At 43.6% G+C, this 24129-nt stretch carries 28 protein-coding genes; 20 read left to right on the top strand and 8 right to left on the bottom strand.

Annotated features, from left to right (window positions below):
• Nucleotides 1-81 precede the first annotated feature (81 nt).
• Nucleotides 82-222 carry a hypothetical protein gene (locus tag ACERC8_RS04480; RefSeq protein WP_373658698.1) on the bottom strand — a complete coding sequence of 47 codons (141 nt, stop codon included), beginning with the start codon at nucleotides 220-222 and terminating at the stop codon, nucleotides 82-84.
• Nucleotides 223-237: 15 nt separating this feature from the next.
• A complete protein-coding gene (locus ACERC8_RS04475; protein WP_373658697.1) occupies nucleotides 238-432 on the bottom strand; it encodes a hypothetical protein in 195 nt (64 codons plus the stop codon).
• A gap of 129 nt (nucleotides 433-561) precedes the next feature.
• Here ACERC8_RS04475 and guaB point away from each other — a divergent pair, with 129 nt between their 5' ends.
• Nucleotides 562-2046, top strand: a complete 1485-nt coding sequence (gene guaB / locus ACERC8_RS04470; protein WP_373658696.1) for an IMP dehydrogenase — start codon at nucleotides 562-564, stop codon at nucleotides 2044-2046.
• 147 nt (nucleotides 2047-2193) lie between these two features.
• Nucleotides 2194-3060, top strand: a complete 867-nt coding sequence (locus tag ACERC8_RS04465) for a GRP family sugar transporter (RefSeq protein WP_373658695.1) — start codon at nucleotides 2194-2196, stop codon at nucleotides 3058-3060.
• A 45-nt stretch (nucleotides 3061-3105) separates the two neighbouring features.
• Here ACERC8_RS04465 and recF read toward each other — a convergent pair whose 3' ends face one another.
• Nucleotides 3106-4197 carry a DNA replication/repair protein RecF gene (gene recF / locus ACERC8_RS04460; RefSeq protein WP_373658694.1) on the bottom strand — a complete coding sequence of 364 codons (1092 nt, stop codon included), beginning with the start codon at nucleotides 4195-4197 and terminating at the stop codon, nucleotides 3106-3108.
• Nucleotides 4173-4646 carry a S4 domain-containing protein YaaA gene (yaaA, locus tag ACERC8_RS04455; RefSeq protein WP_373658693.1) on the bottom strand — a complete coding sequence of 158 codons (474 nt, stop codon included), beginning with the start codon at nucleotides 4644-4646 and terminating at the stop codon, nucleotides 4173-4175. Before yaaA ends, recF begins: the two co-directional genes overlap by 25 nt.
• A 122-nt stretch (nucleotides 4647-4768) precedes the next feature.
• Between yaaA and yfmF the strand changes: the two genes are divergently transcribed.
• From yfmF to ACERC8_RS04410, 9 genes are all read left to right on the top strand, one after another.
• The gene (gene yfmF / locus ACERC8_RS04450) at nucleotides 4769-6019 is read left to right on the top strand and encodes an EF-P 5-aminopentanol modification-associated protein YfmF (protein WP_373658730.1); all 1251 of its coding nucleotides are present in this window, start codon (nucleotides 4769-4771) and stop codon (nucleotides 6017-6019) included.
• Nucleotides 6019-7293 (top strand): EF-P 5-aminopentanol modification-associated protein YfmH, encoded by a 1275-nt coding sequence (gene yfmH / locus ACERC8_RS04445; RefSeq protein WP_373658692.1) that lies wholly within the window; start codon nucleotides 6019-6021, stop codon nucleotides 7291-7293. The genes yfmF and yfmH overlap by 1 nt, the downstream gene beginning before the upstream one ends.
• A gap of 62 nt (nucleotides 7294-7355) precedes the next feature.
• A complete protein-coding gene (locus tag ACERC8_RS04440; RefSeq protein ID WP_373658691.1) occupies nucleotides 7356-8279 on the top strand; it encodes a helix-turn-helix domain-containing protein in 924 nt (307 codons plus the stop codon).
• A gap of 9 nt (nucleotides 8280-8288) precedes the next feature.
• On the top strand, nucleotides 8289-8828 hold the full coding sequence (gene pgsA / locus ACERC8_RS04435) for a CDP-diacylglycerol--glycerol-3-phosphate 3-phosphatidyltransferase (RefSeq protein ID WP_373658690.1): 540 nt from the start codon (nucleotides 8289-8291) through the stop codon (nucleotides 8826-8828).
• On the top strand, nucleotides 8828-9649 hold the full coding sequence (locus tag ACERC8_RS04430) for an energy-coupling factor transporter ATPase (protein ID WP_373658689.1): 822 nt from the start codon (nucleotides 8828-8830) through the stop codon (nucleotides 9647-9649). The genes pgsA and ACERC8_RS04430 overlap by 1 nt, the downstream gene beginning before the upstream one ends.
• Entirely contained in the window at nucleotides 9625-10473 is an 849-nt protein-coding gene (locus ACERC8_RS04425; protein ID WP_373658688.1) for an energy-coupling factor transporter ATPase, read from the top strand. Before ACERC8_RS04430 ends, ACERC8_RS04425 begins: the two co-directional genes overlap by 25 nt.
• Nucleotides 10461-11258 (top strand): energy-coupling factor transporter transmembrane protein EcfT, encoded by a 798-nt coding sequence (locus ACERC8_RS04420; protein ID WP_373658686.1) that lies wholly within the window; start codon nucleotides 10461-10463, stop codon nucleotides 11256-11258. Before ACERC8_RS04425 ends, ACERC8_RS04420 begins: the two co-directional genes overlap by 13 nt.
• A 116-nt stretch (nucleotides 11259-11374) precedes the next feature.
• Nucleotides 11375-11923 carry a LysM peptidoglycan-binding domain-containing protein gene (locus ACERC8_RS04415; RefSeq protein WP_373658685.1) on the top strand — a complete coding sequence of 183 codons (549 nt, stop codon included), beginning with the start codon at nucleotides 11375-11377 and terminating at the stop codon, nucleotides 11921-11923.
• 296 nt (nucleotides 11924-12219) lie between these two features.
• Nucleotides 12220-12762 carry a transglycosylase SLT domain-containing protein gene (locus tag ACERC8_RS04410; RefSeq protein ID WP_373658684.1) on the top strand — a complete coding sequence of 181 codons (543 nt, stop codon included), beginning with the start codon at nucleotides 12220-12222 and terminating at the stop codon, nucleotides 12760-12762.
• Nucleotides 12763-12795: 33 nt separating this feature from the next.
• Here the strand turns inward: ACERC8_RS04410 and ACERC8_RS04405 are convergent, their stop codons facing one another.
• Genes ACERC8_RS04405 through sdaAB form a run of 4 tightly spaced genes read right to left on the bottom strand, consistent with a single transcriptional unit; the run spans nucleotide 12796 to nucleotide 15581 of the window.
• Complete coding sequence (locus tag ACERC8_RS04405) at nucleotides 12796-13431, bottom strand: HAD-IA family hydrolase (protein ID WP_373658682.1); 636 nt, start codon at nucleotides 13429-13431, stop codon at nucleotides 12796-12798.
• Nucleotides 13412-14011 (bottom strand): histidine phosphatase family protein, encoded by a 600-nt coding sequence (locus ACERC8_RS04400; protein ID WP_373658681.1) that lies wholly within the window; start codon nucleotides 14009-14011, stop codon nucleotides 13412-13414. Before ACERC8_RS04400 ends, ACERC8_RS04405 begins: the two co-directional genes overlap by 20 nt.
• Nucleotides 14008-14880, bottom strand: coding sequence for an L-serine ammonia-lyase, iron-sulfur-dependent, subunit alpha (gene sdaAA, locus ACERC8_RS04395; protein ID WP_373658680.1), 873 nt, complete (start codon nucleotides 14878-14880; stop codon nucleotides 14008-14010). The genes ACERC8_RS04400 and sdaAA overlap by 4 nt, the downstream gene beginning before the upstream one ends.
• 29 nt (nucleotides 14881-14909) lie before the next feature.
• On the bottom strand, nucleotides 14910-15581 hold the full coding sequence (gene sdaAB / locus ACERC8_RS04390) for an L-serine ammonia-lyase, iron-sulfur-dependent subunit beta (protein ID WP_373658679.1): 672 nt from the start codon (nucleotides 15579-15581) through the stop codon (nucleotides 14910-14912).
• 120 nt (nucleotides 15582-15701) lie between these two features.
• Between sdaAB and nth the strand changes: the two genes are divergently transcribed.
• From nth to mnmA, 9 genes are all read left to right on the top strand, one after another.
• Nucleotides 15702-16331: an endonuclease III gene (nth, locus tag ACERC8_RS04385; protein WP_373658728.1), complete on the top strand. Its 630-nt coding sequence runs from the start codon at nucleotides 15702-15704 to the stop codon at nucleotides 16329-16331.
• Between the two features lie 218 nt (nucleotides 16332-16549).
• Complete coding sequence (locus ACERC8_RS04380; RefSeq protein ID WP_373658678.1) at nucleotides 16550-17242, top strand: response regulator transcription factor; 693 nt, start codon at nucleotides 16550-16552, stop codon at nucleotides 17240-17242.
• Nucleotides 17239-18627, top strand: a complete 1389-nt coding sequence (gene pnpS, locus ACERC8_RS04375; protein WP_373658677.1) for a two-component system histidine kinase PnpS — start codon at nucleotides 17239-17241, stop codon at nucleotides 18625-18627. Before ACERC8_RS04380 ends, pnpS begins: the two co-directional genes overlap by 4 nt.
• A gap of 124 nt (nucleotides 18628-18751) precedes the next feature.
• Nucleotides 18752-19627, top strand: a complete 876-nt coding sequence (locus tag ACERC8_RS04370; protein ID WP_373658727.1) for a substrate-binding domain-containing protein — start codon at nucleotides 18752-18754, stop codon at nucleotides 19625-19627.
• 62 nt (nucleotides 19628-19689) lie between these two features.
• Nucleotides 19690-20562, top strand: coding sequence for a phosphate ABC transporter permease subunit PstC (gene pstC / locus ACERC8_RS04365; protein WP_373658676.1), 873 nt, complete (start codon nucleotides 19690-19692; stop codon nucleotides 20560-20562).
• Nucleotides 20559-21371, top strand: coding sequence for a phosphate ABC transporter permease PstA (gene pstA / locus ACERC8_RS04360; protein WP_373658675.1), 813 nt, complete (start codon nucleotides 20559-20561; stop codon nucleotides 21369-21371). Before pstC ends, pstA begins: the two co-directional genes overlap by 4 nt.
• A gap of 1 nt (nucleotide 21372) precedes the next feature.
• The gene (gene pstB / locus ACERC8_RS04355; RefSeq protein WP_373658674.1) at nucleotides 21373-22125 is read left to right on the top strand and encodes a phosphate ABC transporter ATP-binding protein PstB; all 753 of its coding nucleotides are present in this window, start codon (nucleotides 21373-21375) and stop codon (nucleotides 22123-22125) included.
• Between the two features lie 10 nt (nucleotides 22126-22135).
• Nucleotides 22136-22789: a phosphate signaling complex protein PhoU gene (gene phoU, locus ACERC8_RS04350; RefSeq protein ID WP_373658672.1), complete on the top strand. Its 654-nt coding sequence runs from the start codon at nucleotides 22136-22138 to the stop codon at nucleotides 22787-22789.
• Between the two features lie 139 nt (nucleotides 22790-22928).
• Entirely contained in the window at nucleotides 22929-24050 is a 1122-nt protein-coding gene (gene mnmA / locus ACERC8_RS04345) for a tRNA 2-thiouridine(34) synthase MnmA (RefSeq protein WP_373658671.1), read from the top strand.
• The last annotated feature ends 79 nt before the right edge of the window (nucleotides 24051-24129 follow it).

The raw sequence follows: 24129 nt of genomic DNA, 5'->3' as shown, positions 1-24129 counted from the left end.
GCTGATAAGGACTGTAGTATCAACCAGTCATCTCAGATGAAACCTGCCAGCTCTGCTATTTCCCTAAAAAATACTTAACGATTAAGGCTTCATCTTGTTAATCATCAGCCAAAGGAGAGTCATGTAGGATAGGACAAAAATAGCAAAGCCTGACCAGCCGAAGTGCTTGATAATAGCTCCACTAATGGCTAGCGGGAGAACCTTAGTTGCAAGGTTATCCAATCTTTTTTAGTCATGCTAGTCCTTCTTTCTCACCTTAACCCAAAGGTAAATGTGCAGCCCGATGTGGTAGAGGATATAGCCGATAATCAGGGCGATGGTTAAAAACTCAAGAAAACCATAGAGAGGACCTAAGACAGGTATCTTTAGCAGATAAGGCCTTAGAATGGCTAATATGAGGATAACTACTAAAGAAAGCAACTGTTTTTTCATGGTAAACCCTCCTTTTCATCTCTTATGATAGCATATTCCGAAACATTTATCAAAACTTTGCCTTAGCGGTTGACAAATGATTTTAGCGTGATATGATAGTAACAATAAACACAGAAAGAGGTTATGTTAATGTCAAATTGGCAGACAAAATTTTTGAAAAAAGGGTTTACTTTTGATGATGTGCTCCTGATTCCAGCGGAGAGTCATGTGCTTCCTAACGAAGTAGATATGAGTGTCCAGTTGGCGCCTAATTTGACCTTGAATATCCCAATTATCACCGCAGCGATGGATACTGTAACCGAAAGTGCAATGGCCATTGCGATGGCGCGTGCGGGTGGTTTAGGTGTTGTCCATAAAAACATGTCCATCGAGGCTCAAGCTGAGGAAGTGCGCAAGGTAAAACGCTCTGAAAATGGTGTGATTATCGATCCGTTTTTCTTGACACCAAACCATACGATTGCTGAGGCTAATGAGTTAATGGGCCGTTATCGCATCAGCGGTGTGCCTGTGGTTGAAACCATGGAGAACCGTAAATTGGTTGGCATTTTGACCAATCGAGATTTGCGTTTTATTTCTGACTATAATCAGCCGATTTCAGACCATATGACCAGCAAGAATTTGGTGACTGCACCTGTTGGAACTGACTTGAAAACAGCCGAGCAGATTCTCCAGGAACACCGTATCGAAAAGCTCCCCCTAGTGGATGGAGACGGTCGTTTATCTGGTCTCATCACCATCAAAGATATCGAGAAGGTTATCGAGTTTCCAAATGCTGCTAAAGATCAGTTCGGTCGTCTCTTGGTTGCAGGAGCTGTTGGTGTGACATCTGATACCTTTGAGCGAGCGACTGCACTTTTTGAGGCAGGAGCGGATGCGATTGTCATTGATACAGCACACGGACATTCAGCAGGTGTCTTGCGCAAGATTGCTGAAATTCGTGCGACCTTCCCTGATAAAATCTTGATTGCAGGTAATATTGCGACAGCTGAAGGCGCTCGTGCCCTTTATGATGCAGGGGTTGATGTGGTTAAGGTTGGTATTGGTCCGGGTTCGATTTGTACCACTCGTGTTGTCGCAGGTGTTGGTGTGCCTCAGATTACAGCCATTTACGATGCGGCTGGTGTGGCGCGTGAGTACGGCAAAACCCTCATTGCTGACGGAGGCATTAAGTATTCTGGAGATATCGTTAAAGCCTTAGCAGCTGGTGGTCATGCGGTCATGCTTGGTTCAATGCTGGCGGGAACTGATGAAGCCCCAGGAGAAACAGAGATTTTCCAAGGACGCAAGTTCAAGACCTACCGTGGCATGGGTAGCCTCGGTGCCATGAAAAAAGGCTCAGGAGATCGCTATTTCCAAGGTTCTGTCAATGAAGCCAATAAGCTTGTGCCAGAAGGGATTGAGGGACGTGTCGCCTATAAAGGAGCTGCTGCGGATATCGTCTTCCAGATGGTTGGTGGTATCAAGGCTGGTATGGGCTATACGGGTGCTGCGACCATTCAAGACCTGCATGATAAGGCACAGTTTGTAGAAATGAGCGGAGCAGGTCTGATTGAGAGCCATCCGCACGATGTTCACATCACCAACGAAGCACCAAACTATTCCATCAGCTGCTAAGAGGCTTGACAAAAACCGAACATTTTTGTAAAATAAATAAAGGAGTGGGAAAAGACTTCTCTTGACCTACTTTTTTATCTTAACTGTATTGTTTACAAACTTGTCAACAATGTTGACAGAGTTGTAAATATCGTGTAAAGGAGTATCATGCAAGGAATTTTATATGCTCTAGTCCCTATGATTGCTTGGGGGAGTCTTGGTTTAGCGAGTAACAAGATTGGGGGAAATGCTAATCAGCAGACCTTTGGTGTGACTTTGGGAGCTCTGCTATTTGCCACAGTGACTTATCTGATTGTTCAGCCGAACCTAACTCTTAACTACTGGATTTTTGGGATTTTAGGTGGATTGCTCTGGGCAATGGGTCAGAACGGTCAATTCTCCGCCATGCAGTATATGGGAGTGTCAGTGGCTAACGCCTTGTCAGGTGGTAGCCAACTGGTTGTCGGTAGCTTGATTGGTGCCTTTGTTTTTGGAGAATGGGCAAAGCCAATTCAGTTTATTCTCGGTAGCATAGCCCTAGTTAGTTTGGTTGTTGGGTTCTATTTTTCTAGTAAAACTGACCCTGACAAGTCAGTTGACACTTCTGTCAATTACGACATGAAAAAAGGCTTTATCGCCTTGGCTTATTCGACCTCCGGTTATGTCGCTTATACTGTTTTGTTCAATAATATCATGCACTTTGAACCGTTGGCAGCTATTTTTCCAATGTCAATCGGTATGGTACTAGGAGCTGCTGCCTTTATGAGATTTAAGCTATCTTTTGAACCTGTTGTGCTTAAAAATGCCTTGGTTGGTCTTCAATGGAGCTTGGGAAATATCTTCATGCTTTTTGCGGCTTCCACAGCTGGTTTGGCAATTTCCTTTAGCTTTTCACAATTAGGGGCTATTATTGGGATTATCGGTGGTATTATCTTTCTCGGTGAGAAAAAGACCGCTAATGAAATGCGCTGGGTTTACATCGGTATTGCTTGTTTCTTGGTCGGTGCCATCTTGTTAGGTGTTGTTAAGTCTTAATAGATTGACAGATTTGTCAATGTAATATTAAAAAACGGACGATGTTCAGTCCGTTTTTATCGTGCCGTTTTCCACATGGAAAATTTTCAAATCCTCAGGCAAGCCTTTTAGATGGTCAAGGCTGGTTGTAGTGATGAAAGTTTGAACATTCTCTTTGATACCTTCTAGTAGTTTCATTTGGCGCTTATTGTCCAGTTCACTCATGACATCGTCAAGGAGTAAAATCGGGTAATCTCCTGTCTGTTGCTTGAAGAGTTCAATTTCTGCCATTTTTAGTGATAGAATCAAACTGCGATGCTGTCCTTGACTACAAAAGTCAGCAGAGATGCCATTGATGGCAAAGGTGAGGTCGTCCCGATGAGGACCGATAGAGGTATTACGTTTGAAGATATCTCGTTGATGATTGCTTTCGAGTTGCTTGACAAAATTATCTTTTAAAGTTGACAAGTCTGTAAATTTGATACTTGACTGATAAGTCAAACTGATATGTTCCAGTTGATTTGAAATCGCGTAGTGGTTTTTGTCTGCTTCGATAGTTAGTTGGTCAACGAAGTCAAGTCTATGTTGAATGACACGGCTACCATAATCCGCTAATTGGTCATCAAGAACAGATAAAAAGACAGTGTCAACCTTATCTGTTGACTTGAGGTAGCTGTTTCGCTGTTTAAGGACATGATTATAGTTTGATAGGTCTGACAAGTAGAGTGGCTTAATCTGACCGAGGTCAATATCCATAAACTTACGCCTTAAATTTGGCGACCCTTTAATCAGTTGTAAATCTTCAGGCGCAAAGAGGACAACTGTCATCTTGCCGATATAATCAGATAGCTTGTTTTGTTTGAGGTGGTTTAGTTTACAGACTCTGCCTTTATCTGTCAAGGTAATGTCAAGTGGAAGTTTACCACTGGTGCGGTGGACTAGGCCGCTAATCGTAAATGATTTTTCGTCGAAGTTAATTAGTTCTTTATCAAAGCGTATTCGATGGCTTCGGGTCAAGGCTAAGAAATAGATAGCCTCTATCACATTAGTTTTACCCTGAGCGTTTTGACCGATAAAGATGTTAAGTTTAGCAGAGAAATCAGTCGATAGTTCTTTGTAATTGCGGTAATTGGTTAGCTCAATGCGTTCAAGCCACATAAGTCTACTCCAGGGAATCGCACTGCTGGCTTGACAGGGTTGTCAACTTTGCGGTAAGTTTGCGTACGATTAACAGCAGTATTTTTATTTTTTTCAGGGTAATGTTTTTTGCTTTGAGCTGACTTTTTCGGCCGAGCTTGTTGCTTTTTAGTTGCCTGATTCATTTTTTTTACCAATTCTGCGATTCGTTTTTTCTCTGCAATATCGAGTTCGTGCTCTGCTATTTCAAAAGCAGTTGGTGCGACAATTACAATAGTCTGTTCAAGATCAGTAAGATCAATTTTATCACCGATACGGAGTTTTTTGCCGCGTCGTTTCTCATCCTCACCGTTAACCAGAACGGTGTTTTCGGCTAAAAATGCCTTGATAGCACCGCCACTTTTAATGATACCTGTGTCTTTCAGTAGAGCTTGCAGGGTGATGAAATCCGTGAAAAGTTTGTAGTCCATAATCGTATCCTCCAGATGTTACCAGACTATTATAGCATAATTGTCTCAATCGACGTCTTTTTTGGTCATGTCTTAAATAAAATGTTATAATGAAGGGACTATCATCTAAGGAAAAGGAAGCTATGCAGATTGTTGACGGTGTTTACCTACACGTTGTTCAGACAGAAAAATTTAAGACCAACCATCTGACTTGCCGATTTTCAGCAGATGTGAGTAAGGTGAATAAGGCCAGACGAGCTCTGGTAGCACAGATGCTAGCAACAGCGACTTCTGATTACCCCAGCCCACGATTACTTCGTCAAAAATTAGCTGAGCTCTATGGGGCAGGCTTATCCACTAAAGTGACTACGAAAGGCTTGGTTCATCTGGTGGACCTCGACCTCAGTGCTGTGGGAAGTGAATTTGCTCTGGGTGGTGAGGACACGGTCAATGAATTGATGGCTCTCTTACGCAGTATTTTGTTCAATCCTTTACGGACGGTCGAGCAGTATCAAACAAGTATCTTTGACATGGAAAAGGCTAATCTGATTAACTACCTTGAAGCAGATAAGGAAGATATTTTTTACTACAGCGATTTGGAACTAGACCAGCTTTATTTTACGCATAATAGCCTCAAACAATCTAGCTATTCAACACCTGAACAGGTTGCCAAGGAGAATTCCTACACTGCTTTTCAGGAATTTCAGCGCATGTTGAGGGAAGACCGTATTGATATTTTTTTAGTGGGTAAGATTGATGAGTATAAAATATTACAAGGGCTTCATCAGTTGCCTTTTTCTCCTCGTCAGGTCTCTTTGAACTACCAGTACCAACAAGATCTAACCAATATTACACGAGAAAAATTAGAAACGAAGCAGGCCAATCAGTCTGTGTTGGACCTGGCTTACCATGTGCCCTCGGTCTATGGTGGAGAAGATTACGCTTCGCTCCTCGTCGCCAATGGTTTATTGGGACTATTTCCGCACTCTCTTTTATTTACAGAGTTACGGGAAAAAGCAGGGCTGGCCTACACAATTTCGAGTCATTTAGAACCTTTTCAGTCTGTTTTGAAGATTCAGACAGGAATTGATCGAGACCAGCGTCAGCGTGTGATGCAGCTCGTGACCAAACAACTCCATGCCTTGAAATCAGGGCGTTTTACCAGTGATTTAGTGAAGAAAACCAAGAAAATGCTGGTCAATAGCGCAGCCTTGTCCGAAGATTATGCCAAATCTCTGATTGAGTTAGCCTATAATCGGTCTGTTTTTGGAGAGAAAGCGAAGACTTTGTCAGAATTTCAGCAAGAGGTTCAGGCAGTGAGCAAGCAAGATATTGTTCGCTTGGCGAATAAGATAAAGTTGCAAGCAGTTTATTTTATGGAGGGGGAGCAATAATGGCATTAGAGCAGATAGCCTTTCCACACTTAAATGAGACCATTTATCAAGGGATTCTACCTTCTGGGCTACGCCTAATCGTTATTCCTAAGTCGGGTTTTAAAGAAAACATAGGGATGTTATCTGTTAGGTTTGGTGGGATTGACACTGAGTTTACAGTAAATGATCAAAAGATAGCCACAGGCGCTGGACTAGCTCATTTTTTAGAGCATCAGGTATTTGAGAATAATGGGAAGCAGGATTTTTCTCAGAAGTTTACAGGACTTGGTTCTGATTCAAATGCTTTTACAAGCTTTACAACCACTAATTATTTTTTCTCAAGCGTTGATCAGCTGAATGAAAATTTAGAGCTGCTGATTGATTTGGTAAGTCAACCAAGGTTTACAGAAAATTCTATCAAAAAAGAACAATCAATCATTAGTCAAGAGATTGACATGTATCAGGATGATCCTGATTACAGGCTTTACAGCAGTTTGTTAGCAGGTCTTTTTCCTGAGACACCTTTAGCGGTTGATTTGGCTGGAAAAGTTGACAGCATAGCCAAGATAACGTTGACAGATTTGTCAAATGCCTTTGAGACCTTTTATCGACCAGAAGGGATGACCCTTGTTGTTATTGGGGATGTGGATGAAAATGTCGTTTATAAAAGATTGACAGACTTGACAAGCCAGATGATACAACAGACACCGGTTAGGGTATCACGCTCTGCTATTTCTTATCAACCTGTTGTCAAAAAGCAGTCACTGCAATTAGATGTCAATATGCCGAAATTGGGAATTGGTTTTCGCCACGAACCTATTCAGGACAGTAGCCTCTTTTATAAGACCGCTTTAAAATTATATCTAAATATGCTAATCGGTTGGACATCAAAGACTTATCAACAATGGTATGATGACGGAAAAATTAATGATTCGTTTGATGTGGTGATAGAAGTTGATGAGCGATTCCAATTTGTCATGGTTTTACTTGATACTAACGAGCCGATTGCTATGTCAGCCAAAATCAAACAGGCGCTCAAAAAAGGGAAATCAAGTAAGGATGTCTCTGAAGAACGGTTATTCAGTCTAAAAAAAGAACTTTATGGTGAATTTCTAATGTCACTGGATCGCCCAGATGAATTGGCAAGTGCATTTTTAGAACATTCTACACAGGAGCTTTTCTATCTTGACGTGCCTGATATTTTAGACCAATTGACTCTTGAGAACGTCTTGTTAATCGGAGAGACTTTCTTTCATTCGGCAGATATTGCAGAAGTGACGATTTTTCCTCTCTAGGGGCTGGATAAGTTAGAAAAATTTGCTATAATAGAATTAATCACAACAAAGGAAGACGACAAATGAATAAAACGACTGGAGATTTGCTTCGCGAAGCAAGAACTAAAAAAGGATTAGCTCTCCAAACCATTGAGCGCTCAACAGGAATTGCGACCCACAATTTACTAGCTATCGAGTTGGATCAATTTTCATTGATTGATGCAGATAAATTAGAGCAGTACTTGAGAACCTACGCTGAGGCTGTTGATTTAGACTTTGCAAATCTAGGGTTTGAAACAACGGAAGAACCTGTAGCGGAGGTGGCAAGTCAGGTTGAACAGGTTGAGGAACCATTTAAGGTCTCTAGTTTTGATGAGTTGGTCAAATCAGAGGACCCAGAGTATGTTCCATCCTCTGTGACCTCAACAACGCTTCGCCGTAGCGGGCGTAACAGCCATTCTCAAAAATCAAGCTCAGGCAAGGGGAACAGATTTCTCGGTCCAATATTGACCTTATTGGGTCTTGCAACCTTGATTTTTGCTGGCTTTATGCTTTATAAAAACTATTTAGCAGACTTTCTGACTGCCAAAACGAATACGGCCAATGAGACGGTAGCATCAGTATCAACAACACCATCAAGTTCAGAAGTATCAACAACTCCTAGTGAGTCAACTCCTCCTACTCCAGCAACTCAATTGGCAGTCACAGGTGGCGGTGAAGCAATTACAGTTGCGGTGACAACTGCTCAAAAACCGATTAAGGTTGAGTTATCATTATCAGGAGCAGAGCGTAGCTGGGTCGCTTTGAGTAAATCTGATATTGCAGGAGGTGTTACCCTATCCAGTGAGCAACCAACCTATACCGCAACCTTGACAGAAGGTGCAACTCAAGCTGTTCTTGAGATGGGCATTACTGAAGGGGTAACCATCAAAGTTAACGGTCAAGAACTTGACAAGACTGCTCTCACCGCGACTGCTTACAGCATTGTGACCTTTAATATTCAGTAGGGTTAGTTCATGTTAAAAAAAGAAAATATACCTAACCTTCTAACGGTGATGAGAATCGTGATGATTACTCTCTTTCTCATCTTCGGTTCAGTAAATGGTTTGGTCTGGTATCGTGTTGCTGCTGTGATTTTTGCTCTGGCAAGCTTGACCGATTATTTAGATGGTTATCTGGCCAGAAAATGGCAAGTTGTCACAAATTTTGGTAAATTTGCTGACCCTTTAGCAGATAAAATGCTGGTCATGAGTGCTTTTATCATGCTAGTTGGAGCAGACTTAGCCCCAGCTTGGGTGTCTGCTATCATCATCTGTCGAGAACTAGCGGTGATGGGTCTGCGGTTACTTTTGGTTGAAACTGGAGGCGAAGTGCTTGCGGCAGCCATGCCTGGTAAGATTAAGACTGTTACTCAAATGCTATCAGTCATTTTCCTGCTATGGCATTGGACGATGATTGGTCAGTTAACGTTATATGTTGCCTTGTTCTTTACGATTTACTCTGGCTACGATTATTTTAAGGGAGCGAGTTTCCTGCTCAAGGATACTTTTCAGTGATGATAGATCTTAAACAAGTTTATTTTAAGTATGATGCCCAACGAGAGGATTATGCGCTAGCTAACCTCTCATTTCACGTGAAACAAGGTGAATGGGTATCCATTATCGGACATAATGGCAGTGGCAAATCGACTGCTGTTCGATTGATTGATGGGTTATTAGAAGCTCATTCGGGAGAAATTAGAGTTGCTGGTCAGGTTTTGTCCGAGGAAACGATATGGGCGATTCGTCGAAAAATCGCCTTTGTTTTTCAGAATCCTGACAATCAATTTGTTGGGTCAACAGTAGAAGATGACGTGGCATTTGGTCTGGAAAATCAAGGCTTATCGCATGAGGAAATGGAAAAACGTGTGACGGAGGCTCTTGACTTGGTTGGAATGTCTGCTTATCGAACCAAGGAGCCTGCGCGTTTGTCAGGAGGACAAAAGCAACGTGTTGCCATCGCTGGAGCACTTGCCTTGCAACCTGAGATTATTATCTTGGATGAAGCGACCAGTATGCTAGACCCAAAAGGTCGGCTGGACTTAATCACCCTGATGAAGCAGTTGCGAATACGGTCAAATCTAACGGTCTTATCGATTACCCATGACTTGGACGAAGTAGCGCTGAGTGATCGGGTGTTGGTGATGAAAAAAGGCCAGTTGGTTCTGGATACGACACCACGCGAACTATTTGCCAAAGGTGATGAATTGCTTGACTTAGGTCTTGACAAACCGTTCTCTAGTCAGCTGGCTGAGGCGTTAGCACTCGATGAACAGCTCGGCTATTTATCAGAAAAGGAGTTAGAAGACTACCTATGGGGATTACACTTAGGGGAGTAAATTACACCTATCAAGAAGGGACGCCTTTTGAAGGGCGCGCTCTTTTTAATATTGACTTGGGGATTCTGGATGGGTCCTATACGGCGGTTATTGGACATACGGGTAGCGGTAAGTCAACGATGATGCAGCTTCTGAATGGGCTTAATATACCGACCAAAGGAGACGTTCAGGTTAATGGGGTGACCATTTCAGCCAAGAGTAAACCAAAATCAATCAAGCAGTTACGCCAACAGGTTGGAGTGGTCTTTCAATTTCCAGAGAGTCAATTATTTGAAGAAACGGTTTTAAAAGATGTTGCCTTTGGTCCGAAAAATTTTGGTAAGACTACTGAGGAAGCTGAGAGCATTGCTCGGGAAAAGTTGGCTCTGGTTGGGATTTCAGATGATCTATTTGAAAAAAATCCCTTTGAGTTATCTGGTGGGCAGATGCGTCGAGTGGCGATTGCTGGGATTTTAGCAATGGAACCAACAGTTCTCGTTCTAGATGAACCAACTGCTGGTCTTGATCCTAAAGGACGTAGGGACTTGATGGCTTTATTTAGTCAGTTACACGCATCAGGAATGACAATCGTTTTAGTCACTCATTTGATGGATGATGTCGCTAACTACGCGGATCAGGTTTATGTTCTAGAGGCAGGTCGATTAGTCCTGTCAGGTTCTCCCCAAGAGATTTTCCAAAAGGTTGACCTGTTAACTGAAAAACAACTTGGCCTACCAAAAGTAACGACCTTTGCTCAGCGCCTAAGGGAGCGTGGTGTAGCGATGGACCGTTTACCAATTACCATCGATGAGTTTAAGGAGGTGATGCGGTCATGGACAAACTGATTTTAGGGCGCTATGTTCCAGGGCAGTCTGTTCTTCATCGTCTTGACCCTCGAAGTAAGTTGCTGGCGATGATGATGTTTATTCTCATCATTTTTTGGGCAAATACTCTTGTCACAAATGTCTTAGCTCTAGCACTTGTCCTTGGTTTGGTTTTCCTGTCTCGGATAAGCCTATCTTACTTTATCCAAGGCATTCTGCCGCTGCTTGGGCTTATTGCCTTTACAACCATGTTTCAGCTCTTTTTCACCTCTGCTGGTCATCCAATCGCTAATATTTGGTTTTTAACTATCACAGATAAGGGCTTTGAGATGTCGTTGTTGATTTTTTCGCGGTTTTTGCTGATTATCCTATTTTCAACCTTATTGACCCTTACGACAACTTCTTTGAGTTTATCAGATGCGGTCGAAAGTCTGTTAAAACCCTTGAAACCACTGAAAGTACCTGCTCATGAGATTGGGCTCATGCTGTCGTTAAGCTTGCGCTTTGTTCCAACCTTGATGGATGATACTGTACGTATCATGAATGCCCAGAGGGCAAGGGGGGTGGATTTTGGAGAAGGAAACCTGATTCAAAAAGTCAAATCAGTCATTCCAATTTTGGTTCCTTTATTTGCTTCAAGTTTTAAGCGGGCTGAGAGTTTAGCTCTTGCGATGGAAGCCAGAGGCTATCAGGGGGGTGATGGTCGGACAAAATACCGACAATTATCTTGGCAACACCGAGACACCCTTACTATTTTTGGGATGATGTTATTTGCTGTCGCTCTTTTTTACCTTAAAAATTCTTAACATCAACTCATCGAGCAAGAAAATATGATCTTTTTGTTATATTTGTCATTGCAACTCAATCCTGTTGTAAAAAACTTTCGTTAAGATAGGGGTATTCATCAGAAAGGAGTTACATGATGACAGTATTAACAATAACGAAAAAACAACTGATTAAAGGCATGTTTGCGGCATTTGCTTTTACAATGATGACCTATGGATGTCATGTTTCGGCAGAGACTTACACCGTAAAGGCAGGTGATACCCTGTCTCAGCTAGCTCAAACATATAAGACAACCGTATCAGATTTGGTCAAGTTGAACCAATTAGACAATGCAGATGTAATCTACGTTGGTCAGTCATTGGAATTAGGTGCTGCTGAGAAACAAGAAACATCATCTGTCACAGCTGTTTCAGAAATAGTGCAAAATCAGCCATCAACCTCTTATGTGTCTCAACTCAGTGTAGCAGATGCTGCTACCAAAGAAACCATCGCCTTTAAAGAGTCAGGCGGCAGTTACACTGCTCAGAACGGCCAGTATTATGGTCGCTATCAATTGACCTTGTCTTATTTGAATGGGGATCTGTCTCCAGAAAATCAAGAGCGTGTGGCTGACACATATGTTAAAAATCGTTATGGATTATGGTCGGCAGCCCTTGCCTTTTGGCAGGCTAATGGCTGGTACTAAATGACCAAAAAAGTTTTTAACACAAGATATTGTGAAGAAATAAATGATAAGAACTACATCTTGTGTCTCATAATAGATAAAAAGAACAGGTAAAATATATCATTTTACCTGTTCTTCACTTTATTGATATAGTTAGACACTGTTTTTTAATCATTTTGTAATATATAGACCGTAGAATAGTCTTGTTACCTAAAATAAAAAAGGATATAAGGTATATGTCTCAATTAAACCATAAAAATCTGAAAACAAGATTGCTATCAGTTCTAAGTGCTTTTTCAATTTTGGCGTTTGGCCTATTGCTAACAAAATTATTTGTTCAAGACTTACCACGTACTATTGCTTTGGCGGATACTCAGAAAGTACCCTCTAGCCAGTCAGAAAAAAACGTATTCTTAACAACCTTGCCTCCTCAGCTAAAATTAGCTGAGCCTAAGGTTTCTATCAAGATAAAGCCTACTGAACCTGAGGTGATAGCTGAGGAGCCAGTCGTTGAATCAGTTGAAGTCGTTTCAGAATCGGCTGTTCAATTTACCCCTGTCGTGTCAACTTATACAGCAGGTAGTTATCCAACAGTTTTGTCAAATGGAAATACAGCAGGTGCTGTGGGAACGGAAGCAGCAGCTCGTATGGCTGCAGCAACAGGTGTTCCGCAAGCAACATGGGAATACATCATTGCACGTGAGTCCAATGGCAACCCAAACGTTGCAAATGCTTCGGGTGCATCTGGTCTCTTCCAGACCATGCCTGGCTGGGGTTCAACGGCAACTGTTGATGACCAAATCAACTCTGCCCTCAACGCCTATAACAATCAAGGACTTGCTGCTTGGGGCATGCAATAAGTCATAAAGAAAAGGAGCGATAAAAGCTCCTTTTTATGATGATTGAAAATAGCTGAGCAGGTCAGCAGGCTTATCCATCATCGCCTCTGCACCGTGGTCTAATAGCTCCTGTCTATTCCCAAACCCCCAAGCTACACCAATTGGGTGAACACCTGTTTCACGTCCGCCAATCATATCGTACTTGGTGTCGCCTATGATATAGCAGTTTTCTGGCTGAAGTTGATAGTCTTGTAAACAACTTCTAATCACATCTGATTTATGATGATGGCTTGCAGTTGCACCATAAATGCCAGTAAAGTAATGTGATAGTCCTAACTTGCCTAAAACATTTTTAGCAGCTTCTTCTTGCTTGCTGGTAGTGACAAAAAGCTGATAGCCCATGCTTTTCAGTGCAATCAACAGCTCAGTTATTCCAGCATAAACTGTATCATGATATATTTCCTGATGTTCGTAATAGTTTCGGAAATAGTTGACTGCCTTGTCAACTTCAGTATCATGGTTGAAGAACTGTGAGAAGGTAAATCGTAAGGGAGGTCCGATAAAGGTCATCAGCTGATCTTGGGCAGGACAGACGAGCCCCATTTGCTCAAAACTATGTTGAAAGCTATCAATAATATCCAGACTAGAGTCAACTAAGGTGCCATCCAAATCAAAGAGCAGTGTAGTCATAGGATTCTCCTGTAAAGAGGTTGTAAAGGGTGATTGACAATGGTGTCAAGTTGTCAAAAACTAACTCAACCACAAAGGGCATCAGGGTCTTAATTCGTTCAAAATCAGCTAGACCAAATTTAGGATTGTAGTAATTGAGCATGGTTGAGATGGCTGTGCCATGCGACGAGACAATCAGCTGTTCTGCTCGGCTATTTTCCAACAAAACCGTCAAGGCAGCAATAGTTCGGTGCTGAACCTCAGCTAGTGACTCGCCGCTGTCGCTGTGCTTGTAAGCAAAGTCCTGCCACTGGTTAGCCGTAAAGGTTTTGAAGTCCTCAATCCAGACGTCGTCAATCTTACGCTCACGAAAATCAGCCATTAGCTCAATGGACAGTCCCAGCTGATCAGCCACGGGTTGAATGGTCTTCACAGCTCGCTTGTAAGGGCTGGAAACAATCTGATTTATCGGTCTTTGCTTAAAGAAGTCAACCAGCAGTTGGCAATCCTGTTTGCCTTTGGCGGTCAGCTCTCTGGTTGCATCGTCATGATTGTCATAGTTAGGCTCGGCATGCCGAACCAGATAGACGGTTTGTCTCATTCGCCAAAAATCTCCTTGCTGTAGAATTTTCCTGTCGGGGTGGCGGCTAGACCGCCCTCGGCAGTTTCTTTGAAAGCGGTTGGCATAGCCTTACCAACCTGATACATGGCATCGACTACCTCATCCACAGGAATTTGTGAGCAGATACCAGCCAATGCCATATCTGCTGCAATGAGGGCAAAGGAAGCCCCGAGGGCATTTCGTTTGACGCAAGGGACTTCGACAAGACCAGCCACAGGATCGCAGATCAGTCCTAGCATGTTTTTGATGACAAAGGCAACGGCTTGACTGGCTTGAAAGGCTGTACCGCCAGCAGCCATGACCAGGGCAGCCGCTGACATGGCAGAAGCTGATCCCACCTCAGCCTGACAGCCTCCTTCAGCCCCAGAGATGGAGGAGTTATTGGCAATGACCAGACCAAAAGCCCCTGCGGTGAAAAGAAAATCCAACTGCTGGTCAGTGGTCAGCTGCAATTTGTCAATGGCAACGTTGAGCACTGCAGGCAAGCAACCTGCTGAGCCAGCTGTCGGTGTTGCACAAATCAAGCCCATCTTAGCATTGAGCTCATTGACCGCCATAGCGTTTCGGACCGCATATAAAACCGTGCTATCAGACAGGGTCTTTCCTGCTTGGATGTACTTGTCCATACGAACGGCATCGCCGCCTGTCAGACCGCTTAGAGACTTACTTTCGGTCAAGCCGTTGACCACCGAAGACTTGAGGACTTCGAGGTTTCTGGTCATCATCACTCGGCTTTCATCAGCTGTCCGCCCTGTCAGCTCAGTCTCGGTTGCTAGCATGAGTTGGGCCACAGAGCCCTTGAAATCATGATCTGCCTGTTCAACTAATTCTTTAATGGTGTAAAACATAGGAATCCTTTCTTGACAAGGTTGTCAACTTAATCAAAGAAATTGACATTATGTAGGTGAGGTATGTTGATAATCTGATTGACAGCTTGTTGACAGTTTCTGGAGTCAACCTCAATAATCATGATGGCCTTCTCTCCTGCTGCCTCACGGGTCACCGTCATCTGGGCAATGTTGATGTCATGCTGGGACAAAATCTCAGCCACCTGAGCAATCATCCCAGGAATATCCTGATGAACGATAATAATGGTTGGGATATTCATCTTGAGCGACACTGAAAAACCGTTCAATTCAGTCACCTCGATATTGCCACCGCCGATGGAAATACCTGTAATGCTCATGGACTTGTCACCCTTTTTCACCGTGATTTTTGCCGTGTTGGGGTGAGAGGCATTGCTGTCTTTGATGATGTCCCAGTAGATACGAACACCTTTTTGGTGGGCGATTTCGAGAGAATTTTTGATGTCTGGATTGTCTGTTTCCATGCCTAAAATACCAGCGACTAGAGCCAAGTCAGTCCCGTGTCCTTTATAGGTTTTGGCAAAGGAGTTATAGAGATGAAAGGTGACCTCCTCAGGGATGTCACCGAAGATAGAATGAACAATTTTTCCAATACGAACAGCACCTGCTGTGTGGCTCGATGACGGTCCAATCATGACCGGACTGATAATGTCAAAAACTGACTGGAAACGTAGGGTTTTCATAAGGCACTCCTTGAATTGTAACTGCTTCAATTATACCACATTTGGGCAGGTCAGAAGACTTTCTCAGTAATTTTTGATATGATAGATAGGAACATAATTTATATGGAAAGGTCATGTAATATGCCCCTCTTATCCAAGAAAAACGCTCGTCATGTTATCGAGGAGATTATCGCGCTTTTCCCAGACGCTAAGCCCAGTCTGGACTTTCGAAACCATTACGAGCTACTGGTTGCTGTCATGCTGTCTGCCCAGACAACCGATGCAGCGGTAAACAAGGCGACCCCTGCTTTATTTGAGCGCTTTCCAAGTCCTCAAGAGGCTGCTGTTGCCAGTCCTGATGAGATTGCGCCCTATATTGCCAGACTAGGGCTTTATCGCAACAAAGCCAAGTTCATGCACGAGCTCTCTGTTCAACTCTTAGAACGATTTGATGGGCAAGTTCCTCAAACTCGCGAAGAGTTGGAGAGTCTGTCTGGTATCGGACGAAAGACAGCTAATGTCGTGCTGTCTGTTGGTTTTGGTATTCCAGCATTTGCTGTTGACACTCATGTGTCAAGGATTTGTAAACATCACAAGATTGTCAAGTCGACAGCAACTCCCTTAGAAATCGAAAAACGGGTCATGGCTATTTTACCTCCAGAGCTCTGGTTGCCAGCTCATCAAGCCATGATTTACTTTGGTCGAGCCATCTGTCACCCTAAACATCCAGAGTGTGATCATTATCCCCAGCTTTACATGTTTGACAAATAAGTTGACAAAAGTATCAATTAAATTGACAATAAAAATAAGCGTTTGAAAGGCCTGATAAAGCTTGATGTTCACTAACATGAACTAACTGCTAGATTAAAGGTTGAACTTTTTGTTGCATTATCACAAAAAATAGGAGAACAGCCTGACTTTACAGCCTTTTTAGCAAGCCATGATACAGTAAAAAGGTAAAGTTTACGGGTTAGAAAGAGAAAATGGTGATGAAAAAGATTTTGGTGGTGGAAGACGAACCCAGTATTGTAACCCTTTTGGTTTATACGCTAGAGCAAGATGGATTTTCTGTTACCAGTGCGGATAATGGTCGTAAGGGGATGGAATTAGCTCTTTCTGGTCAGTTTGATTTTATCATTCTGGATTTGATGCTGCCTCAGCTGCACGGTATGGAAGTCTGCAAAAAACTCCGTCAGGCTGGTGTGGACACTCCTATTCTCATGTTGACCGCTAGAGATGATGAGTTGGATAAAATCATCGGGCTGGAGTTGGGAGCAGATGACTACATGACAAAACCCTTTAGTCCAAGGGAAGTCATCGCAAGAGTGAAGGCTATTTTGCGGCGAAGCCATCGCAGCACTCAAGAAACAGAGCGAGTGCTACAGGTTCAGGATTTGACCTTATTTGAAGAACGTCACGAGGTGTATCAGTCGGGTCAATTGTTGAGCTTGACACCAAAGGAATTTGAGCTCCTTCGTTTTTTGATGAAGCGAGCAAACCGTACGCACAGTCGAGAGCATCTCCTAGACAAAATCTGGGGCTATGACTATACAGGAGAGACGCGTATGGTGGATGTGCATATCGGTAAGCTTCGGGAAAAATTGGAACTAGATACCAAAAATCCGCGCTATATCCAAACAGTTCGAGGATTTGGTTATAAATTTGTGGGAGATAAGGAATGAGAGATTTTTTACCCTCAAGCTATCGCAGATTCTTGGTATGGTTGGGCGGCGTGCTTCTCTTAATCAGTATTTGCCATCTATTCTTCGTCAAGCTTCCCTTTGCGGATGGGAATATCTGGCTATCTCTAGCCTGGGCATTTTATAGTTGCCATCTTTTGAGCCTCTTTTTGGTGGTCAGCTATCTGCGTCATCCGATTAAGCAAGTCGAGCGTCAGCTTTATCGATTGCAGCAAAATATTTACGACAAAGACTACGTGCAACAGTCTGTGCCTGTTTACAATGAGTTGGGAAAAAATCTGACCTTATTGGGTCAAAAGTTAGCCGTGTTTGAGCAGAAATACAGTCATCAGAAAAGTCAGCTTGACCTCTTGCTCCGTCATCTATCTGTGGGTGTATTGGTCTTGGACGCTAGAGGACAGGTGACCTTGGCCAGCCAGTCCATGCAGCTCTATTTTCCTGATAGTCAACTGACAGGAGAGACCTTTGTCCAAATCAATAAAACAGCTGAACTCAATCTATTGATTCAAGAAGTTTCGGACAGGAAAGTCATGCTGAATCAGGAAATTGATATTTACTTTCCTGAAGAACGTACGGTGGATGTCATTGTGTCGCCGGTCTTGCAGGGCGCTAAACTGACCCAACTGTTACTTCTTTTTTATGATGTGACGCATTTACGGCGCTTGGAGCAGGTACGTCAAGATTTTGTCAGCAATGTTTCTCATGAGTTGAAGACTCCGGTGACGTCTATCAAAGGCTTTGCAGAGACTTTACTGTCAGGTGCCAAGGATGATGAAGCAGTTCGGGATCAGTTCTTGACCATTATTTACCAAGAAAGTCAACGTTTGCAGCAGATTGTTCAGGATATTCTGGACTTGTCACGATTGGAGCAATCTCCATCGGCTATCTTAGAAGAGGAGTTTACGATAGGTGAACTGGTCTCTGACTTGTCCGCCAGTTTATCAGGGCAACTGTTCGCCAAAGAGCTTGAGTTTACCTGTGTGGACAATCTGTCATTGCCCTATCTCGGAGATAGGGGAAAACTGTCGCAGGTTTTACTCAATCTCTTAACCAATGCTATTCGCTATACGGATAGAGGTGGTCAGATAAGGGTCATTTTGTCACAAGAAAAAACTGACGTTAAGATAGAAGTTGCTGATACAGGTATTGGTATTCCAGAAGAGGAGTTGGACCGGATATTCGAACGATTTTATCGCGTTAACAAGGGTCGAAGTCGACAAACAGGAGGAACAGGTCTGGGTCTGTCGATTGTTCAAAGCCTTTTGCTGGCGATGGATGGTCGGATAGAGGTAGCAAGCCAAGTTGGGCATGGCAGCCAATTTACTGTTTACCTACCGATGACAAAAAGAAATGAAAGCAATACATGAGCTTGGATTCCATGCATTTTCTTTACACAATCTTTACAAAAAACTGCATATCATCCTTACAAAACCTTGATAGACTAGATTTATAGCTGACAACAAAAAAATTTCAGCTATGAGAAAGAGGTCAATCATGTTGAAACAACTTATTAAAGCAGGCTTTGTCTTGCTGGTAGGCGCTAGTCTGGCTGCTTGTGGCAATCAGGGAAGTGATGGAACTTCCAATCTCGGAGATATCATGGTCGTCTCTCGTGAGGACGGTTCAGGTACGCGAGGTGCTTTTGTTGACATCACAGGTGTACTGGAAAAGTCTGGCGATATAGAAGTCGACCAGACCACAAAAGCAGCAACTATTCAAAACAATACCGAGGGGGTTGTGGGAACGGTATCTGGCAATCCGAGTGCCATCGGCTATGTGTCATTAGGGTCACTGACAGATGTTGTCAAGGCTGTCAAGATTGATGGTGTCGCACCGAGCAACGAAACTGTCTTGGACGGGACTTATCCGATTCAACGTCCCTTTAACATTGTTTGGAAGGAGAGTTTGTCTAAACAAGCACAAGACTTTATCACCTTTATCCACTCAAGCGATGGACAAGCTATCGTGACAGATAAGAAATACGTGGCAGCAAAAACAGATAGCCAAGCTTATCAGGCTACACCTCAATCTGGCACAATTTCAATCGTTGGGTCGACATCGGTAACACCCCTGATGGAACAGTTGGCAGAGGCTTATCAAGTCCTTCAACCAGATGTCAAAATTGACATCACCTCAAATGGGTCATCAGCTGGCGTAACTGCTGTTCATGAAGGAGTTGCAGATATCGGCATGGTATCTCGTGAACTCAAAGACAAGGAAAAGCCAGGATTGACAGCGGATGTGATTGCTCTGGATGGCATCGCAGTCGTAATCAATAAGGATAACCCGCTAGAATCTCTAACGGCTCAAGAAGTTAAGGAAATTTATACTGGAAAACTCCTGACTTGGAATGAGATTGGCGAATAAGATGTATACAATTAGGTTGACAAAACTGTCAAGGTCTTGTCAACTTTTCAAGGAGGAGGTTTATGCGTTTAACGCTTAAAGGACAAGAAAGGCGAGAGTCTCTTTTCAAGGGTGTTTTCTTTTTATCGGCTTTATTGTCTGTACTGGCCATTGTGGTGATTTCAATCTTTATTTTTGGGAATGCTCTGCCATTTTTGCTGAAGCAAGGACTAGGGGATTTCCTCTTTGGGACGGATTGGTCACCGTCTAACCTACCGCCAACTTATGGCATTCTCCCGATGATTGTCGGTTCCTTATTGGTCACAGCAGGTGCGATTGTGCTGGGTGTCCCTGTCGGGGTCTTAACAGCTGTTTTTATGGTCTATTTTTGTCCTAAAGCCCTGTACAGTCTCTTGAAACCTTCTGTAAATGTTATGGCAGGTATCCCTTCGATTGTTTACGGCTTCTTTGGTTTGCAGTTTATCGTTCCTTGGATTCGTTCCTACGGCGGGACGGGGTTAAGCGTCTTATCGGCTGTGATTTTGCTTGGAATCATGATTTTGCCAACGATTATCAGTCTATCCGAGACTGCCTTACGGGCTATTTCGAAAGATGATTATGCTGCTAGTCTGGCTCTAGGGGCTTCCCATGAACGAACGGTCTTTAAGGTGATGTTGCCAGCGGCTCGATCAGGTATTTTTTCTGCCGTTATCTTGGGAGTTGGTCGGGCAATCGGTGAGACCATGGCGGTTATCTTAGTCGCGGGCAATCAGCCTGTCATGCCGTCTGGTCTGTTACGAGGAGTTCGCACCATGACGACCAATATTGTGTTAGAAATGGCTTACGCTTCAGGAGAGCATCGAGAAGCCTTAATCACGACCGCAGCAGTTCTCTTTCTCTTTATTTTGCTGATAAATGCTGGCTTTGTCTGGGTGAAAAGGAGGTCAGAACGATGAAAAATAAGCTACTGCGAGGTCTCGTTTACCTATCAGCCTTGATAACGTTTGGGTCACTTTTTTTGGTCATCGGTTTTATTTTGATGAAAGGTCTTCCTCACCTGAGTTTAGAACTTTTTTCTCCGACTTACAGCTCAAGCAACATGTCTCTCTTGTCCTCTATTGTGACCACCCTTGTCTTAGTGCTTGGGTCGCTTCTTTTGGCAATTCCAATAGGTGTTTTTGCAGGGTTTTACTTAGTTGAATACGCCAACCGAGGTAGCAAGGTGGTTGGTTTCATTCGTTTGGCTGCAGATACCCTGCAAGGTGTACCGTCAATTGTCTTTGGTCTCTTTGGCATGCTGTTCTTCGTTATCTTTTGTGGGTTCCAGTATTCACTCTTGTCGGGGATTTTGACGTCAGTATTGATGGTTCTGCCCTTGATTATTCGAGCGACAGAAGAAGGCTTGCTTGCTGTACCAGACAGTGTCCGTCAGGCCAGTTTTGCTGTCGGAGCTGGAAAGCTTCGAACGATTTTTAGGATTGTTCTCCCAGAAGCCATGCCAGGTATTTTAGCAGGTGTGTTACTGGCCGTGGGGCGAATAATCGGAGAGACTGCCGCTTTTATGTACACTTTAGGGACATCAACCAACATGCCAACGAATCTCCTAGACTCAGGGCGTTCCTTGGCTCTTCACATGTATGTGCTTTCTAGCGAAGGGCTATATTTGAAAGAAGCCTATGCGACAGGGGTTATCCTCATCGTCACAGTCTTGGTCATTCAGGCCATTTCTAACCAACTCTCCAAGAAATTAACGAAAGGGATTTAGCATGGGACAGATTGTAGTGGAGCAGATGAATCTTTTTTATGGAGATTTTCAAGCTCTGAAAAACATTAACTTACACTTGCCAGAGAAACAAGTAACGGCTTTGATTGGTCCTTCAGGTTGTGGCAAGACGACCTTTCTCAAGACCCTCAATCGAATGAATGATTTGGTACCAGGATGCCGAATTGAAGGGCATATTTCCCTAGATGGTCAGGATATTTTTGACAAATCCCTCAATCTTAATCAACTGCGAAAAAAAGTCGGTATGGTTTTCCAGCAACCAAATCCCTTTGCCATGTCTATCTATGATAACATTGCCTATGGTCCGCGGACACACGGTATTCAGGATAAGGCAGAGCTGGATCGGATTGTCGAGAAAAGTCTACGCGGGGCGGCTATCTGGGATGAGGTTAAGGACAAGTTGAAAAAAAGTGCCAGGTCCTTATCTGGTGGTCAGCAGCAGCGCATTTGCATAGCGAGAGCTCTGGCAGTCGAGCCAGAAGTTTTGCTCATGGATGAGCCAACGTCTGCCCTTGACCCGATTTCTACTTTGAAAATCGAGGATTTGCTCCAAGACTTGAAAAAGGATTATACCATCATCATGGTGACTCACAACATGCAACAGGCGGCTCGAGTAGCAGACACAACAGCCTTTTTCCTTTTGGGTGAGGTTTGTGAGTTTGGTGACACTGCTCAGATTTTTACCAAACCAACAGACGAGCGAACAGAGCAGTATGTGACAGGTCGATTTGGCTAAGGAGGAATTCATGAGACAAGCATTTCAGGAGGAATTAGACCATTTACAACATCAGGTCAATCAGTTGTTTGACCTGACAGAGCAAAGTTTTGTCAAGGTGCATCAAGTGCTTGCCACAGATGATATCGCGCTGGCTGAGCAGATTCTAGCAGAAGATGCTGAGATTAACCAAACCCAGTTGGCTATCGAAGTGGCTGCAGCTCACCTGATTGCTCGACAACAACCTGTTGCGAAAGATTTACGCCAGATTGTGTCATGGATGCAAATCAGCTCAGACTTGGAAAAAATTGGAGACTACAGCGCCTTGATGGCAAAGTGCTTGCTAAACCTTCAAGGGCATGCTCGCTCGACCGACTTGGAGGGTGCTCTGCTTGACTTGGGTCAACAAGCGCATCATCTATGTAGACTGGTTCGCTCTCTGGTCAATCATCAAAAAGAGCAGGAATTACAGGTTGTCACACAGTTAGAAGAAGCCTTGGTTGAGAAGAGAAAATCTCTATCAGCGACCGTTAGGCGGCGGATGGACAGGGAGACTGATTTGGTTTTGAGCGGCACTTATTATTTGTCTATCGCGCTCCACATGGAGCGGATGGCAGATTACTTGACCAATATCTGTGAGCGCTTGGTTTATATCGAGACGGGTCGCTTGCAGGAAAAAGCTTAACAGATTGGAGTAGAGTGAGGAGTTCTACTCCTCTTTTCTTGAAAATAGTGCTATAATAAAGACTCAACATCGACCTTCAAATCGACCGTTGACAGCTCTGCCATTTGGCAGAAGAAAAAATATTTGATGGGAGAAATCTATGACAGACAATAGCAAGATTCGTGTCGTTGTCGGCATGAGCGGGGGGGTTGACTCCTCCGTGACCGCCCTGCTGTTAAAAGAACAGGGCTATGACGTCGTTGGTATTTTCATGAAAAACTGGGACGACACCGATGAAAATGGCTTTTGCACAGCAACCGAAGACTACAAGGATGTCGCTGCTGTGGCGGACCAGCTGGGAATTCCCTACTACTCAGTCAACTTTGAAAAAGAGTACTGGAACCGTGTTTTTGAGTATTTTTTAGCTCAGTACCGTGTGGGTCGCACGCCCAATCCAGATGTTATGTGCAACAAGGAAATCAAGTTCAAGGCCTTTTTGGACTATGCTATGAGCTTGGGGGCGGACTATGTGGCGACAGGTCACTATGCCCAAGTGAGACGCGATAAGGATGGGACTGTTCATATGCTCCGTGGAGTGGACAATGGTAAGGATCAGACCTACTTCCTTAGCCAACTATCTCAAGAACAGCTACAAAAAACCATGTTTCCACTAGGTCATTTGCAGAAGTCCGAGGTAAGGGCAATCGCAGAGCGGGCAGACCTTGCGACCGCTAAAAAGAAAGATTCGACAGGCATCTGCTTTATCGGGGAGAAAAATTTCAAGGAATTTCTCAGCAACTATCTACCAGCGACGCCAGGTCGCATGATGACCGTTGATGGGCGAGATATGGGCGAACATGCAGGTCTCATGTATTATACCATCGGTCAACGTGGAGGCCTTGGTATTGGGGGTCAACATGGTGGTGACAACCAACCTTGGTTTGTTGTTGGAAAAGACTTGTCACAGAATATCCTCTATGTTGGTCAAGGCTTCTACCATGATAGCTTAATGTCAACAAGTTTACAAGCCAGTCAAGTTCACTTTACAAAAAAAATGCCAGAAGAATTCACCTTGGAGTGCACAGCTAAGTTCCGTTACCGTCAGCCTGACAGTAAAGTGACTGTGAAGGTTTCAGGCGACAATGCTGAGGTCATCTTTGATGAGCCACAACGAGCCATTACCCCAGGTCAAGCTGTTGTTTTTTACGATGGTGATGAATGCCTTGGCGGCGGCATGATTGACAACGCCTATAAAGATGGGGAAGTTTGTCAGTATATTTAACTAGATAAATTGCAAGAATAAGTGCAACACTTATCACAATTCCTTCAATAGTGCTTCAAAAGCTGTTCTGTAAGCCAAA

Source organism: Streptococcus sp. E29BA, assembly GCF_041807805.1.
In the GTDB taxonomy this organism is placed as follows: domain Bacteria; phylum Bacillota; class Bacilli; order Lactobacillales; family Streptococcaceae; genus Streptococcus; species Streptococcus entericus.
Note: the sequence above shows the minus strand (reverse complement) of the source record. Positions and strands in the feature narration are given on the sequence as shown.

What these genes read in the sequence shown, in the direction of transcription:
- pgsA (WP_373658690.1), top strand. Translation starts at nt 8,289, where the DNA reads ATGTTAAAAAAAGAAAATATACCTAACCTTCTAACGGTGATGAGAATC.
- pstB (WP_373658674.1), top strand. Translation starts at nt 21,373, where the DNA reads ATGGGACAGATTGTAGTGGAGCAGATGAATCTTTTTTATGGAGATTTT.
- pstC (WP_373658676.1), top strand. Translation starts at nt 19,690, where the DNA reads ATGCGTTTAACGCTTAAAGGACAAGAAAGGCGAGAGTCTCTTTTCAAG.
- phoU (WP_373658672.1), top strand. Translation starts at nt 22,136, where the DNA reads ATGAGACAAGCATTTCAGGAGGAATTAGACCATTTACAACATCAGGTC.
- ACERC8_RS04415 (WP_373658685.1), top strand. Translation starts at nt 11,375, where the DNA reads ATGACAGTATTAACAATAACGAAAAAACAACTGATTAAAGGCATGTTT.
- yfmH (WP_373658692.1), top strand. Translation starts at nt 6,019, where the DNA reads ATGGCATTAGAGCAGATAGCCTTTCCACACTTAAATGAGACCATTTAT.
- sdaAB (WP_373658679.1), bottom strand. Translation starts at nt 15,581, where the DNA reads ATGAAAACCCTACGTTTCCAGTCAGTTTTTGACATTATCAGTCCGGTC.
- yaaA (WP_373658693.1), bottom strand. Translation starts at nt 4,646, where the DNA reads ATGGACTACAAACTTTTCACGGATTTCATCACCCTGCAAGCTCTACTG.
- mnmA (WP_373658671.1), top strand. Translation starts at nt 22,929, where the DNA reads ATGACAGACAATAGCAAGATTCGTGTCGTTGTCGGCATGAGCGGGGGG.
- recF (WP_373658694.1), bottom strand. Translation starts at nt 4,197, where the DNA reads ATGTGGCTTGAACGCATTGAGCTAACCAATTACCGCAATTACAAAGAA.
- ACERC8_RS04405 (WP_373658682.1), bottom strand. Translation starts at nt 13,431, where the DNA reads ATGACTACACTGCTCTTTGATTTGGATGGCACCTTAGTTGACTCTAGT.
- ACERC8_RS04420 (WP_373658686.1), top strand. Translation starts at nt 10,461, where the DNA reads ATGGACAAACTGATTTTAGGGCGCTATGTTCCAGGGCAGTCTGTTCTT.
- ACERC8_RS04425 (WP_373658688.1), top strand. Translation starts at nt 9,625, where the DNA reads ATGGGGATTACACTTAGGGGAGTAAATTACACCTATCAAGAAGGGACG.
- ACERC8_RS04430 (WP_373658689.1), top strand. Translation starts at nt 8,828, where the DNA reads ATGATAGATCTTAAACAAGTTTATTTTAAGTATGATGCCCAACGAGAG.
- pnpS (WP_373658677.1), top strand. Translation starts at nt 17,239, where the DNA reads ATGAGAGATTTTTTACCCTCAAGCTATCGCAGATTCTTGGTATGGTTG.
- ACERC8_RS04475 (WP_373658697.1), bottom strand. Translation starts at nt 432, where the DNA reads ATGAAAAAACAGTTGCTTTCTTTAGTAGTTATCCTCATATTAGCCATT.
- yfmF (WP_373658730.1), top strand. Translation starts at nt 4,769, where the DNA reads ATGCAGATTGTTGACGGTGTTTACCTACACGTTGTTCAGACAGAAAAA.
- sdaAA (WP_373658680.1), bottom strand. Translation starts at nt 14,880, where the DNA reads ATGTTTTACACCATTAAAGAATTAGTTGAACAGGCAGATCATGATTTC.
- ACERC8_RS04465 (WP_373658695.1), top strand. Translation starts at nt 2,194, where the DNA reads ATGCAAGGAATTTTATATGCTCTAGTCCCTATGATTGCTTGGGGGAGT.
- nth (WP_373658728.1), top strand. Translation starts at nt 15,702, where the DNA reads ATGCCCCTCTTATCCAAGAAAAACGCTCGTCATGTTATCGAGGAGATT.
- guaB (WP_373658696.1), top strand. Translation starts at nt 562, where the DNA reads ATGTCAAATTGGCAGACAAAATTTTTGAAAAAAGGGTTTACTTTTGAT.
- ACERC8_RS04440 (WP_373658691.1), top strand. Translation starts at nt 7,356, where the DNA reads ATGAATAAAACGACTGGAGATTTGCTTCGCGAAGCAAGAACTAAAAAA.
- pstA (WP_373658675.1), top strand. Translation starts at nt 20,559, where the DNA reads ATGAAAAATAAGCTACTGCGAGGTCTCGTTTACCTATCAGCCTTGATA.
- ACERC8_RS04380 (WP_373658678.1), top strand. Translation starts at nt 16,550, where the DNA reads ATGAAAAAGATTTTGGTGGTGGAAGACGAACCCAGTATTGTAACCCTT.
- ACERC8_RS04400 (WP_373658681.1), bottom strand. Translation starts at nt 14,011, where the DNA reads ATGAGACAAACCGTCTATCTGGTTCGGCATGCCGAGCCTAACTATGAC.